Below are 13,854 nucleotides of genomic sequence, written 5' to 3' on the forward strand. Positions count from 1 at the left end.
ATGAAAAAAGTGATTGATAGCAAATTCGGGAAAAAGCTAGGGGTTTTTCTACGCTCTCTTAACCCACAAAGTAGCCCTTACGATCGTTCACTTTTGGCGCTAGTGTTTACCCTAATGGGAATAGGGTTAGTGATTGTTGCTTCCTCTTCTATGCCTGAAGGCATCGCATTATCTGATGATCCATTTCAGTTTTTAAAACGTCATTTTATTTACCTTATTTTGTGTTTATTTATTCTCGCATTTGTTGTTTCTATCCCCATTGATCGTTGGCATCAATACACCCCATTATTACTGTTTGCTTCAACATTCTCTTTAATAGCGGTACTTGTAATTGGTACAGAGGTAAATGGTTCACTTCGTTGGTTAAGGTTAGGCCCTCTTAATATTCAACCATCGGAATTTACTAAACTTGCCATTGTTTTATTCGTATCCAGCTACTTAATACGTCGTCATAAAGAGGTGGTTGACACGATTAAAGGCTTCATAAAACCATTAGCGGTATTGACCTTATTAGCATTATTACTGATGTTACAACCCGATTTAGGTTCAACAGTGGTAATTGTTGTGATCATGATGGGTATGTTGTTTATTGCTAATGCTCGTATGATTTCATTCGTGAGTATTGCTATTTCCCTACTGGCAATGATTATTTTACTTATCGTGACCTCTCCATATCGAATGGCACGTGTCTTTGGTTTCTTAGACCCATGGGCAGACCCATTTGGGCGTAGTTATCAATTAACACAATCACTGATGGCATTTGGCCGTGGTGGTTGGTTTGGGGAAGGGTTAGGTAACTCTGTCCAGAAATTAGAATATTTACCAGAAGCGCATACCGACTTTATCATGGCTATTTTAGCGGAAGAGTTAGGGTTTATCGGGGTAAGTCTAGTTATTATTTTAGAATTTATCTTAGTCTATAAAGCCTTTAGTATTGGTAAGCGTGCTTTAGAGAATAACAACCTTTTTGGCGGCTATGTTGCTATCGGTGTCGCTATTTGGTTTGCTTTTCAAACCGCAGTTAATATTGGTGCCGCATCAGGAATTGCACCAACAAAAGGATTAACCTTACCGCTGATTAGTTATGGCGGTTCGAGTTTAATAACAATTGCTATTGCTGTTGGTTTAGTTTTACGTATTGATTACGAAACACGGAAAAAGCCCAAAAAAGTGGTAAGTAAAAAGAACAAAGTAAAGAAAGTTAAAGCAGCTTTACAGCCAACTTTAGTAAGAGAGACTAATAATGAACAATAATAAAACCTTGCTAGTAATGGCCGGAGGGACTGGTGGTCATGTCTTTCCTGGTATTGCTGTAGCAGATAAATTAAGACAGCAAGGATGGCAAGTGAGTTGGCTAGGTACTGCTTCACGAATGGAAGCTAATTTAGTCCCTGAACACGGTTATGAAATTAATTTTATTGATGTTGTTGGTGTACGAGGTAATGGTTTAAAGCGGTTACTGAAAGCGCCTTTTCAAATCTTAAAGTCTATTTTTCAAGCACGTAAAGTGATCAAAGAAAGAAAAGTTGATTTAGTGTTAGGGATGGGTGGCTTTGCAAGTGGCCCTGGTGGTATCGCAGCTTGGACGCTAGGTGTCCCTGTGATATTACATGAACAGAATGCAGCAGCAGGAATGACTAATCGATTACTCTCACGCTTTTCTAAAAAGGTATTAATGGGCTTTAGCGGTGCTTTTTCAGGCGAAAAGGCTGTTTTAGTGGGTAACCCTATTAGAAAAGAGCTTTTGGAATTGCATGAAAAGGTGATTTCTGATATTGCTATGCCTTTGAAAATATTGGTGATTGGCGGTAGTCTTGGTGCAAAAGTGTTGAATGAGACAATACCACAGGCGTTAATGAACTTTGATCAAACTCAAGTGTCTATTTGTCATCAAACTGGTAAAGGTAACTCTGAGCAAGTATTAGGGCTTTACAAAGAGACAAATGTTGATTATCAAGTCCATGATTTTATTAAAGATATGGCAGCAGCTTATGATTGGGCAGATGTTATTATTTGTCGGGCAGGCGCATTAACAGTTGCGGAAGTCGCTGCTGTTGGCTTACCAGCCATTTTTGTGCCGTTACCGCATGCAGTTGATGATCATCAAACAAAAAATGCGCAGAGTTTAGTGGATGCTAAGGCTGCCTTGTTAATTGCTCAAAATGAGTTGAATGTAGATAAATTAAGTGAATCTTTGCGGACATTAAGTGAAAATAGGCAGTTGCTCAGTGAAATGAGTCATAACTGTAAAAATGTAGCAATAACCGATGCAACAGATAAAGTCGCTGAAGTTTGTAATTCTTTAGTAAAAAAATAACGCATAAGTGAATTCCGATGACAAAAATTAAATTAGCTGAAATCCGTACAATGATCCCTGAAATGCGTCGTGTAAAACAGATTCATTTCGTTGGTATTGGTGGTGCCGGTATGAGTGGTATTGCAGAGGTTTTAGCCAATGAGGGTTATAAAGTAACTGGCTCTGATATTGCCGAAAACAGAGTGGTTAAACACCTTCGTTCAATCGGTGCGGAAGTTTTTATTGGCCATACCCAAGAAAATATTTATGGCGCTTCAGTGGTGGTTGTTTCTACTGCGATTAGTGCAGAAAACCCTGAGTTATTAGCTGCGCAGCAAGCAAGAATTCCTGTGGTACGTCGTGCTGAAATGTTAGCAGAATTGATGCGTTATAGACACGGCGTCGCAGTGGCCGGTACACACGGTAAAACAACGACAACCAGCTTAATTGCAAGTATTTATAGAGAAGCTGATTTAGATCCTACTTTTGTTATTGGTGGATTATTAAATAGTGCTGGTACCAATGCTAAATTAGGTCAAAGCCGCTACTTAATCGCTGAAGCAGATGAGAGTGATGCGTCTTTCTTACATCTACAACCAATGGTGTCTGTTGTCACTAATATTGAAGCGGATCACATGGATACTTATCAAGGGGACTTTGAAGTATTAAAAGATACCTTTGTTCAATTTATTCATAACTTACCGTTTTACGGAACTGCTGTTGTCTGTTTAGATGATGAAGTTGTAGAAAGCTTAATTCCACGTTTTGCTCGCCAATGTATTACTTACGGTTTTCATGAGCAAGCAGATGTGCGTATTTCAAGCTTTAAACAAACAGTGAGTCGCAGTGAGTTTATTGTGCATAGAGCCAATAAACCTGATTTAATTATTCATTTAAATCTGCCTGGTAAGCATAATGCACTTAATGCTGCTGCCTCTATTGCTGTGGCAATGGAAGATGATATTGCAGATAGCGCAATCTTAGCTGCTTTAGAAAGTTTTGAAGGTATTGGTCGTCGATTTGAGCAATACGGTGAGTTTGAAACAGGCAATGGTAAGGCAATGTTAGCCGATGACTATGGCCATCACCCAACGGAAGTACAGGCAACGATCAATGCTGCACGTGAAGGCTGGCCTGAAAAGCGCTTAGTAATGGCTTATCAACCGCATCGTTATACGCGCACACGTGATCTTTATGAAGACTTTGCTCATGTGTTATCACAAGTTGATCAATTATTATTACTTGAAGTTTATGCTGCTGGCGAAGTACCGATAGCAGGCGCTGATAGCCGTTCTTTATGTCGAACCATTCGTCAGCAAAGCGATAGAGAGCCTATTTTTGTTCCTTCACCTGAAGCGTTACCTGGCATCTTAGCTAATGTTATTCAAGATGATGACCTTGTACTGACACAAGGAGCGGGCAATATTGGTGCTGTGGTAAAAACACTAGCTGAATTAAAATTAGATATTGAAAAAATGAAACAGGCGAGCAAAAAATAATGGCAATAAACTTTGGTAAAGTAGCAGTTTTGCTTGGTGGTAATAGTGCGGAACGTGAAGTCTCTCTTAAGTCAGGGAAAGCGGTATTAGACGCGTTAATCAGAAAAGGTGTCGATGCACATCCTATCGATCCTAAAATAGATGATATTTCAAAAATTAAATCTTTGGGTTTTGACCGTGCCTTTATTGTTTTACATGGGCGTGGTGGTGAAGATGGGACTATTCAAGGCTTCTTAAATACCTTAAATATTCCTTTCACTGGCAGTGACGTATCGAGCTCGGCAATCGGCATGGATAAAGCTAAAACAAAGCAAATTTGGCAAAGTTGTCAACTGCCTACAGCCAATTATCAAATTATTATCAAAGATAACTTTGATCCGACTACGGTAAGCGATATACTCAATCGCTTATCGGGTTGTGTGATGGTAAAGCCTGTACATGAAGGCTCTAGCATTGGAATGGCAAAAGCAGATACACCAGAGCAGTTAGTTGATGCATTGAATGAAGCATTTAAGTTCGATCACAAAGTATTGTTGGAATCATGGATCACTGGCGATGAATTTACCGTGTCGATATTAAATGGCAAAGCATTACCTGCCATTAGTATGAAAACAAACAATGTGTTTTATGATTATCAAGCAAAATATCAGTCGACAGAAACTCAATACCTTTGTCCTTGTGGTTTAGCAGAAGATGAACTGACTACACTTAACCAGTTAGCTGAAGAAGCGTTTAAAGCAATTGGTTGTGTTGGTTGGGGACGAGTTGACTTTATGCGCGATAAAAACAATAACTGGTTCCTATTAGAAGTAAACACTGTGCCAGGAATGACAGAAACAAGTTTGGTGCCCAAGGCAGCTAAAGAAGCGGGCATCAGTTTTGATCAACTAGTGTTAGATATTTTAGAGCAAACTTTATAATTTATGTGGCAAAAATTAAAAAAAGTTAACACAAGCAAATGGATTGGCTTCTTTATTTTTGTCATTTTAATTTATGCATTACAAAGTAGTTTTTTTAAATTAAAACATTGGTTAACGGATCAAAATTCACTGCCATTAACGGCATTGGTGTTAACCGGAGACAAATTACACGTTACTGAAGATGTAGTTAGGTCGGTTTTGAATAAACAAAAGGATAAATTAAATTTCTTTACCTTAGAAATTGCCGATATCCAAAAACAATTAGAAGACAGGCCTTGGGTATACTCTGCGTCAATACGTAAAAATTGGCCTGACACTTTAAAAATCCATATTGTTGAGCAAACAGTGGTTGCGATTTGGAATGAAACATCATCGCTTAATCGTTTTGGTGAAATTATTCAAGTGACACCAGAGGATAAAGAAGACTATATTCGTTTATCCGGCGAAGATAATCGTGCTGAGGGTGTATTAGATACCTACTTACAATTAGAGCAGTTATTAGAGCCTACTCAGTACCGTATTGCTGAGTTAAACAGTGATAAACGTAACGCAACCCAACTTGTATTAAAAAATGGTATTAGTTTACGTCTCGGTAAAGAACAAAAATTAGAACGAATTCAGCTATTTTTAAATGCTTTTCCGCGAATTGCACAAAAATATGAACTTAGTACGATTGATTATGTCGATCTTCGTTACGATACTGGGTTAGCAATTGGTTGGAAGAAAGCAAAAAAAGATGCGTCTTGATGGGCTAAGTATTAATAAAGTACTTATTTAAATGTGATAAAATTGATTTGTTATTTAATATGATTAATATTTAAGTAATTAAATTATTCTCTCTTATTTCAGAGAAATGGTGAAAAACGAATGGAAAGCAATTACACAGTTGGTTTAGATATCGGTAGCAGTAAAGTTGTCGTCTTAATCGGTGAGCTATTAACAAGTGGAACAGTAAACATAGTCGGCGTTGGTACTGCACCTTCAAGAGGCGTTGATAAAGGCTCCATTACCAACTTAGATTTAATTGTTAACTCAATTACAACTGCATTAAAACAAGCTGAAGATATGGCTGACTGTACTGTATCATCAGTTAATTTATCTGTTTCTGGTGCACATATTGAGTCGATGAATAAAGATGGTACTTGGGTAATCGGTGCTCATGAAGTCAGTGATTTTGATGTTGAAAGTGTTTTACATAATGCGCAATCAGTCAAACTACGTGATGAGCAGCGATTATTGCATGTGGTTCCTCAAGAATATGCTATTGATTCACAAAGTAGAATTAAAAATCCAATTGGATTATCAGGTGTTAAATTAAAAGCGGATGTTCACTTAATCACTTCTCACAGTGATCTAGTTAAAAATTTAGAAAAAGCCGTTGAACGTTGTGGTTTAAGTATTGACCAACTTACTGTTTCAAGCGTAGCGTCTAGTGAAGCAATTCTAAGCGAAGATGAAAAAGAGCTTGGCGTATGTATGATTGATATGGGCAGTGGTACGATGGATGTATCAATCTTTATTGCTGGCTCATTACATTATAGTTTAGTGTTGGATTATGCTGGTAGCTCTGTGACTAACGATATTGCGATTGCATTTAGTTCACCGCCAGCTTCTGCTGAAGCTGTTAAAGTAAATTATGGTTGCTTAAATAAAAAATTAGTACAAGAAGATGAAATAATAGAACTTCCGAGTGTTGGTGGAAGAGCTGCTCGTAGTCTTCAGCGTTCTATATTAGTTGATGTTATTGAACCGCGTTATACTGAGTTGTTAACATTAGTTAAAAAAAGAATAGAGAGCTTAGAAGGCGGAGAGCATATACTGCATCAATTATCTGCTGGCTTAGTGATAACTGGTGGTGCAGCTCAAATTCAAGGACTCTCAGCTGTTGCTGAAAGTGTTTTTGGACATGCTCAAGTAAGAATTGGAAAACCGGAAAACTTACAAGGTTTAGTTGAAGATGTAAGTTCTCCAGCTTATTCAACAGCAGTGGGTTTATTACGTTATAAAAACAATGAGTTTACGACAGATGAAGTTGAAGTTGAAAATCGTCTGGCAAGCTTATTTGCTAAAATAAAAAACTGGATAAAAAAAGAATATTAGTTATCAGTTTCATGGAACGGGTGGTAACAAACGATGTCACAAGAAGTTAATAGAGTGGAAGAAAATCAAATGTTTGAAATAATCGATGACGAAGAACATTCAGCCCAAGCGATAATTAAAGTTATTGGTATTGGTGGCGGTGGTGGTAACGCAATCAACTATATGATTGAGAAAGGCCTAGGTGGCGCCGAGTTCATTGCAATGAATACTGATGCTCAAGCATTACGCTCATCAAGAGCTGATATTCGTTTGCAATTAGGCACGAATATTACTAATGGTTTAGGTGCAGGAGCAAACCCAGAAATTGGTTATAAATCTGCTCTTGAAGATAAAGAACGTATTCGCGAAATCGTAACGGGTGCCGATGTTGTATTTATCGCAGCTGGTATGGGCGGTGGTACGGGGACTGGTGCATGTCCTGTTGTTGCTGAAATTGCAAAAGAAGAAGGGGCGCTGACGATTGGTGTTGTTTCAAAACCTTCTTTATTTGAAGGGCGCAAGCGTATGAATTACGCAACGCAGGGTATTGCTCGTTTATCTGAAAATATCGATTCTTTATTGATCATACCGAATGATAAACTACAAAAATCTTTACCTCGCGGCATCTCTTTCTTAGATGCATTGAGTGCAGCAAATGGTGTACTTTATGATGCGGTATCTGGCTTCTCTTCAATTATTAACAACGAAGAAAGTACGATTAACATTGACTTTGCTGATGTTAGAACGGTTATGACAGAAGCAGGCACAACTGCGGTAATGGGTATTGGTGTTGCAGCTGGTGAAAACCGTGCTGAAGAGGCGGTAGAACAAGCTATTTCATGTCCGTTGCTTGAAGATGTTGATCTTTCTGATGCGCGCGGCGTATTGGTACATATTGTTGCTGGTATTGACTTTAGCTTTGATGAATACCATACAGTTGGTGATGCATTGAAACAATTTGCTTCAGAAGACTCTCAAAATATTATCGGTGTGACAGTTGACCCTGAGCTTGAAACAGGTGAACTACACGTAACAGTTATTGTAACTGGTATTGGCGAGCGTAAATCTGAGCTAAACGTAATCAAAAACCCTACCTTAGCGGGTAAAAAAGCGGTTGCTGAAACAACAGAAAAGGCAGTTGCAGAAGCTGCAATTGCAGTTAGCTCAGAAGAAACTGAAACAGCGCCAGAGCCTGTTGAAAAAGTTAAAAAAGTAGAGCCTGCTGCTGAAGAGAAGAAAACAAACGCTGAAAGCTATTTAGATATTCCTGCATTCTTAAGACGTCAAGCGGATAACTAAATATATCTAGCCTTTAATTAGGTGATATCCTTTTATACTATTAAAGTCAATAGGATAGGTCTTAAGCGAATCAAAATTATAGCTTAAATTATAGTAGTTTGTGATTCAATCCACAAACTGCTATAATACGGCGAGATATTATCGTAGTAGAGGTCATTCATATGATTAAGCAAAGAACATTGAAAAAAAGTGTTAAATCAACGGGCGTTGGTTTACATTCAGGGAATAAAGTAACTATAGAGTTTCACCCTGCACCTGCAAACACGGGTATTGTTTATCGTCGAATCGACCTTAATCCTGTGGTAAGTTTTAAAGCACACGCTGAAGCAGTACAAGAAACATTGTTATGTACATGTTTAGTGAATGAACAAGGTGAAAAAATATCTACCGTTGAGCATCTTTCTGCTGCTTTAGCAGGTCTAGGTATTGATAACATCATCATTGATGTTGATGCACCTGAGATTCCAATTATGGATGGTAGTTCAAGCCCTTTCATATTCCTGCTTCAATCTGCTGGAATTGAAGAGCAAAACGTTGCTAAAAAATTCATTCGTGTTAAAAAAGCCATTCGAGTTGAAGACAAAGAAGACGGTAAGTGGGCTGAACTGCAACCATCAAATAATGGTTTTAGCTTAGACTTTAAAATTGATTTTGATCACCCAGTGTTTGAAGGTCAAAACCAGCACATTGAAATGCAATTCTCTGGCGATTTATTTGTTAAAGAGATTAGCCGTGCGCGTACTTTTGGTTTTATGAAGAGTGTTGAATACCTTCAGTCTAATAATTTAGCATTAGGTGCAAGTTTAGATAATGCGATTGGCCTAGATGAGTTTCGAGTATTAAACCCTGAAGGGTTACGTTACGATGATGAATTTGTTAAGCATAAAGTACTTGATGCTATTGGTGATTTATACTTATCAGGTTTTACTATTCTTGGCCATTTAAAAGCTTACAAGACCGGTCACGCATTAAATAACCAATTACTGTGTGCATTGTTAGCTGATCAAGAAGCGTATGAAATCGTAACATTTGAAGAGCCTGTTGCTGAGTCTCCAGTACAATACATTGAGCCAGCATTTATCCCTGCATAATTAAAGGGCCTTAATGACTGATTAAAAACCACTTTGTGAAAGCAAGGTGGTTTTTTAGTTTTTATCGCTTGAATATTTCGCTAAGGACTGTAGCGCTTTTTTTAATTCTGGGTCAGCGTTATCGGCAAGTGCTAAAAAGGACGCCGCCACATCTTTACTCATTCTTTCAGCTCTAATTTTTACCGGCTTACTTTTTTTAATTTTATCAGGACTTAGTTTTGCGAGCTTTGGATTCACTATAAACTTAATGCTAGTGAGTGAAGAGTGGTGCTGTCGCAGTTCGCTTAATAAGTCATTTCGTATGAAATTTAAGCGTTGAGACCATGCTGCAGTTGGACTTTCTATAATCACCCTCCCATTTTCAATATTTCCTATTCGAGAACCCTTGATATTGTGTTGTTTTAAAACCCTTTGTAGTATTATATCCATTTTAGATATTAGTGATGTGCTTTGTTGGTAATTGTTTTTTTCTAACAATGAAGCAATGGGTTTGGGTTGTTTTTTATGAGTAGTCATAGCAGCCTGTTAGTTATAGTGAAGTAGGTTTATGAGTATAACGGTTATTTATAGATGGAAAGAATCTAAACATAAATTTTCTATCTCTAGATCTAACTTAATTCTAGCATGTGTTATTGCAATTGCTGTATTAATAACTGGTGCTTGGTCACTGCAATATTATTATCATCAACAGCTTATTAAAGAAAAAATCACTTCTTTAAAGCAAAGAGAAGCTGTTAAACAACAATATTTAGACTCTATTGAGTCCTATAAAAGCCAGCAATTAAATGTGTTAGCTGAAAAAATTGGTCAGCTAGAAATTCAAAATATTCATTTGAATAGTTTGGGTGAGCAGTTAATAGAAAAATCTGCCTTTCCAAGAGAAGAGTTTAAATTTGATTTACCACCTGATCAAGCACCAGAAAATCCTTCTGTATCGGATAATGAACAGCAAGTTAAGCCGCAAGTAGAAGAAAATACGCTAGACACACCTGAAGAGGCTGACCCTCAATCAAAAGGTGACAACGCTGCACAAATAACATCTTCTGAGAAAGAAGTGACTGCTAAAGTGGCCGTGTCGAATACTGCTTCTCAAGTGGAAGTACAACCAGATAATCGTGTGCCTCAAACTCAGCAAGTAAAAGTCACTCACGATGCCACTGCAAATCATAACAGCTTTGACCACCAACCTTCCACAGACCTAGTAAATTCAAGCTTCACACTTATTGATAATAAAATTTCAACATTAGCGTCTCAATTTAATACAACGGAAAATATACTAGAACAGCTTGAAATTACTTATAACAGTCTCCACTTAATAAATGAGTTATATATTTCCGGTCGTCCAGTACCAATGGAAGGGTCGCGATTATCTTCTCCATACGGCGTGCGTACAGACCCTTTTACTGGAAAGTCACGCTTTCATAAAGGTGTTGATATCGCAGGGCATAAAGGAATGCCAATTTTAGCGACTGCTGCTGGTGTTGTTATTACATCTGAAGCTCGTCCTGGTTATGGTTATGTCATTGTGGTTAATCATGGTAATGGTTTAATGACACGTTACGCGCATGCATTATCACTTATAGCCTCTGTTGGTGAAGTGGTAGAGAAAGGACAACAAATTGCTGTAATGGGCACAACAGGGCGCTCTACGGGACCCCATGTTCATTACGAAGTACTAAAAAACGGTACTCAAGTTAATCCAATTAACTATATAAATAGAAGTGCGAGCTAAAAAGAAAAAATCGCAATATAAATCACAATTTTTTATTCAATTTTACAATGAGAAAAGCAAATGATCACATCGGTAATAACAAAAATTATAGGCAGTCGAAACGACCGTTACTTAAAAAAACTTCGTAAAGTTGTTGTTGAAATCAATAAACTTGAACCTGAAATAAAAGCACTTTCCGATGAAGAATTGAAAGCAAAAACAGTCTACTTTAAAGACCGTATTGCTAAAGGTGAAACCGTTGATGATGTATTAGTTGAAGCATTTGCTGTTGTACGTAGTGCTTCAGAACGTGTTTTTGGTATGCGTCACTTTGATGTGCAATTAATTGGTGGCATGGTTTTAAATGAAAATAAAATTGCAGAGATGCGCACAGGTGAAGGTAAAACATTAACAGCAACATTACCTGCATACTTAAATGCATTAACCGGTAAAGGGGTCCATGTCATTACCGTGAATGATTACTTAGCACGACGTGATGCCGAGTGGAACGCGAAATTATTCGAATTTTTAGGCTTATCAGTTGGCATTAACCTCTCGGGTATGTCAGGTGAAGAAAAGCGAGCGGCTTACGCAGCGGACATCACCTACGGTACAAACAATGAATTTGGTTTTGATTACTTGCGTGACAACATGGCATTTGAAGCATCGCAACGTGTAATGCGTGATCTTAATTTTGCTATTGTTGATGAGGTTGACTCAATCTTAATTGATGAAGCAAGAACGCCACTGATTATTTCTGGCCCTACCGATGGTGACCCAACACTGTATACGAAGCTAAATAGCATCATTCCTTTATTAACTAAACAAGATAAAGAAGATACTGATGAATATGTTGGTGACGGCGATTTCACCGTTGATGAAAAAAGCAAACAAGCTTTATTAACTGAGCGTGGCCAAGAGAAAGTTGAACAGATTTTACAAGAGCGTGGATTATTAGAAGAAAATACTTCTTTGTACTCTGCGTCTAGCATTAGCTTATTACATCATGTTAATGCCGCACTTCGCGCACATACTTTATTTGAAAAAGATGTTGAGTATATCGTTAATGAAAAAGGCGAAGTGGTTATTGTTGATGAGCACACAGGGCGTACCATGCCTGGTCGTCGTTGGTCAGAAGGTTTACATCAAGCTGTAGAAGCGAAAGAAGGTGTAAAAATTCAAAATGAGAATCAGACTTTAGCGTCAATTACCTTCCAGAATTACTTCCGTTTATATGACAAACTAGGCGGTATGACGGGTACTGCTGATACTGAAGCATTTGAATTCCAATCTATTTATGGTTTGGAAACTATCGTAATCCCAACAAATCGCCCAATGGCCCGTAAAGATTGCGGTGATTTGATTTACCTAACTGAAGAAGAAAAATACAACGCGATTATTGAAGACATTAAGTCACGACTAGAGCGTCGCCAACCTGTGTTAGTGGGAACTGTGTCGATTGAAAGTTCTGAGATACTGTCTCATTTAATGAAAAAAGCGAAAATCAAACATAGCGTATTGAATGCTAAGTTCCATGAAAAAGAAGCGGATATTATTGCACAAGCGGGTGCATTAGGATCGGTGACGATTGCGACTAATATGGCGGGTCGTGGTACGGATATTGTCTTAGGTGGTAATTTACAAAACCGTTTAGAGAAGCTGGGTAATTTAACTGAACAGCAAATAGCGGCAGAAACAGAAGTGTGGAAAGCTGAGCAAGCTGAAGTATTAGCGGCGGGCGGTTTATACATTATAGGTACAGAGCGCCATGAGTCTCGACGTATAGATAACCAATTACGTGGTCGTGCAGGTCGTCAAGGTGATGCTGGTGAAAGTCGTTTCTACCTGTCAATGCAAGACCCTCTAATGCGTATATTTGCTTCTGACAAAGTGTCTAACATGATGAAAAAGTTAGGCATGGAAAATGGTGAATCAATAGAGCATCCTTGGGTTTCTCGTGCCATTGAGAATGCACAACGTAAAGTTGAAGGTCGTAACTTTGATATGCGTAAATCGCTATTGGATTTCGATGATGTTGCCAATGAACAACGTAAGATCATTTACGAGCAACGAAATGGTGTGATGGACAGTGAAACGATCACTGAGAACATTGATCAGTTCTGGGATGACGTATTCAATACTTGTATTGATCAATATGTACCAGTTCACTCGTTAACAGAGCAATGGGATCTAGTTGGTTTAGAAAACCGCCTAAAACAAGATTTCTTAATTGAACTACCTGTACAACAATGGTTAGTTGATGATGCTAATTTACAAGAAGAAGTGATACGTGAACGTATCGTTGAACATGCACGTAAAGTTTACCAAGATAAAAGAATGCAAGTTGGTGAAAAAGTGATTGCTGGTTTTGAAAAATCAGTGATGTTGCAATGTATCGACACACTTTGGAAAGAACATTTAGCAGCCATGGATCATTTACGTCAAGGTATTCATTTACGTGGTTATGCTCAAAAAGATCCGAAACAAGAATATAAACGTGAATCTTACGAGTTATTCATTGAAATGCTAGAAACACTTAAAACAGATGTTGTGACGATTTTGTCTAAAGTACATGTTCAAAGTAGAGAAGAGGCAGAGGCCATTGAGCAACAACGCCGTGAAGCTGAAGCAAAGGCACAAGTTGAATTCAAACATGCTGAAGTTAATAGTGATGGTAAAGAAGTGGAGTCTGCAAGCGCTGCTGATAACCAAGAGAAAAAAGTAGGGCGTAATGAGCCTTGCCCATGTGGCTCTGGTAAGAAGTACAAACAATGTTGTGGAAAATTAAGCTAACCTAAGCGCTTATTTAACTTCAAACTTATTAAGGTGGTCTCTCAGGAGAGCACCTTTTTTATGCTAGTAACTAACCTTTAATATAAACTTTTCTCCTTGAGAGGTAGGATAAGTAATACCAATTATATTAAATAAGTGATCTAAATTTTGCGCAGAAAAAATGACT

Annotated in this window: 11 protein-coding genes; 10 read left to right on the forward strand and 1 reads right to left on the reverse strand. The window is 38.0% G+C overall.

The features are described 5' to 3' along the window. The 8 genes from ftsW (at position 1) to lpxC (ending at position 9,184) form a co-directional block, all read left to right on the forward strand. Positions 1-1,254, forward strand: coding sequence for a putative lipid II flippase FtsW (gene ftsW / locus V6256_RS07300; protein ID WP_341597419.1), 1,254 nt, complete (start codon positions 1-3; stop codon positions 1,252-1,254). Further along, on the forward strand, positions 1,244-2,317 hold the full coding sequence (murG, locus tag V6256_RS07305; protein WP_341597420.1) for an undecaprenyldiphospho-muramoylpentapeptide beta-N-acetylglucosaminyltransferase: 1,074 nt from the start codon (positions 1,244-1,246) through the stop codon (positions 2,315-2,317). Before ftsW ends, murG begins: the two co-directional genes overlap by 11 nt. 17 nt (positions 2,318-2,334) lie before the next feature. Beyond that, positions 2,335-3,795 carry a UDP-N-acetylmuramate--L-alanine ligase gene (gene murC, locus V6256_RS07310; protein WP_341597421.1) on the forward strand — a complete coding sequence of 487 codons (1,461 nt, stop codon included), beginning with the start codon at positions 2,335-2,337 and terminating at the stop codon, positions 3,793-3,795. Then, entirely contained in the window at positions 3,795-4,715 is a 921-nt protein-coding gene (locus V6256_RS07315) for a D-alanine--D-alanine ligase (RefSeq protein ID WP_341597422.1), read from the forward strand. The genes murC and V6256_RS07315 overlap by 1 nt, the downstream gene beginning before the upstream one ends. A 3-nt stretch (positions 4,716-4,718) precedes the next feature. After that, positions 4,719-5,462 carry a cell division protein FtsQ/DivIB gene (locus tag V6256_RS07320; RefSeq protein ID WP_341597423.1) on the forward strand — a complete coding sequence of 248 codons (744 nt, stop codon included), beginning with the start codon at positions 4,719-4,721 and terminating at the stop codon, positions 5,460-5,462. Positions 5,463-5,582: 120 nt separating this feature from the next. Next, positions 5,583-6,815: a cell division protein FtsA gene (gene ftsA, locus V6256_RS07325; protein ID WP_341597424.1), complete on the forward strand. Its 1,233-nt coding sequence runs from the start codon at positions 5,583-5,585 to the stop codon at positions 6,813-6,815. Between the two features lie 69 nt (positions 6,816-6,884). Further along, positions 6,885-8,093 (forward strand): cell division protein FtsZ, encoded by a 1,209-nt coding sequence (gene ftsZ / locus V6256_RS07330; protein ID WP_424141051.1) that lies wholly within the window; start codon positions 6,885-6,887, stop codon positions 8,091-8,093. Positions 8,094-8,254: 161 nt separating this feature from the next. Further along, positions 8,255-9,184 (forward strand): UDP-3-O-acyl-N-acetylglucosamine deacetylase, encoded by a 930-nt coding sequence (lpxC, locus tag V6256_RS07335; protein ID WP_341597426.1) that lies wholly within the window; start codon positions 8,255-8,257, stop codon positions 9,182-9,184. 54 nt (positions 9,185-9,238) lie between these two features. Here the strand turns inward: lpxC and V6256_RS07340 are convergent, their stop codons facing one another. Continuing rightward, a complete protein-coding gene (locus V6256_RS07340) occupies positions 9,239-9,700 on the reverse strand; it encodes a DciA family protein (RefSeq protein WP_341597427.1) in 462 nt (153 codons plus the stop codon). A gap of 31 nt (positions 9,701-9,731) precedes the next feature. Here V6256_RS07340 and V6256_RS07345 point away from each other — a divergent pair, with 31 nt between their 5' ends. Both V6256_RS07345 and secA read left to right on the forward strand, forming a co-directional pair. Further along, positions 9,732-10,916: a peptidoglycan DD-metalloendopeptidase family protein gene (locus V6256_RS07345; RefSeq protein WP_341597428.1), complete on the forward strand. Its 1,185-nt coding sequence runs from the start codon at positions 9,732-9,734 to the stop codon at positions 10,914-10,916. Between the two features lie 60 nt (positions 10,917-10,976). Continuing rightward, on the forward strand, positions 10,977-13,688 hold the full coding sequence (gene secA / locus V6256_RS07350) for a preprotein translocase subunit SecA (protein ID WP_341597429.1): 2,712 nt from the start codon (positions 10,977-10,979) through the stop codon (positions 13,686-13,688). Positions 13,689-13,854 lie beyond the last annotated feature (166 nt).

This window comes from Psychromonas aquatilis (assembly GCF_038155185.1).
GTDB classification, from domain to species: domain Bacteria; phylum Pseudomonadota; class Gammaproteobacteria; order Enterobacterales; family Psychromonadaceae; genus Psychromonas; species Psychromonas aquatilis.

Coding starts and splice junctions, on each gene's coding strand:
- V6256_RS07345 (WP_341597428.1), top strand. CDS start 9,732: ATGAGTATAACGGTTATTTATAGATGGAAAGAATCTAAACATAAATTT.
- ftsW (WP_341597419.1), top strand. CDS start 1: ATGAAAAAAGTGATTGATAGCAAATTCGGGAAAAAGCTAGGGGTTTTT.
- V6256_RS07340 (WP_341597427.1), bottom strand. CDS start 9,700: ATGACTACTCATAAAAAACAACCCAAACCCATTGCTTCATTGTTAGAA.
- murG (WP_341597420.1), top strand. CDS start 1,244: ATGAACAATAATAAAACCTTGCTAGTAATGGCCGGAGGGACTGGTGGT.
- ftsA (WP_341597424.1), top strand. CDS start 5,583: ATGGAAAGCAATTACACAGTTGGTTTAGATATCGGTAGCAGTAAAGTT.
- secA (WP_341597429.1), top strand. CDS start 10,977: ATGATCACATCGGTAATAACAAAAATTATAGGCAGTCGAAACGACCGT.
- ftsZ (WP_424141051.1), top strand. CDS start 6,885: ATGTTTGAAATAATCGATGACGAAGAACATTCAGCCCAAGCGATAATT.
- lpxC (WP_341597426.1), top strand. CDS start 8,255: ATGATTAAGCAAAGAACATTGAAAAAAAGTGTTAAATCAACGGGCGTT.
- V6256_RS07315 (WP_341597422.1), top strand. CDS start 3,795: ATGGCAATAAACTTTGGTAAAGTAGCAGTTTTGCTTGGTGGTAATAGT.
- V6256_RS07320 (WP_341597423.1), top strand. CDS start 4,719: ATGTGGCAAAAATTAAAAAAAGTTAACACAAGCAAATGGATTGGCTTC.
- murC (WP_341597421.1), top strand. CDS start 2,335: ATGACAAAAATTAAATTAGCTGAAATCCGTACAATGATCCCTGAAATG.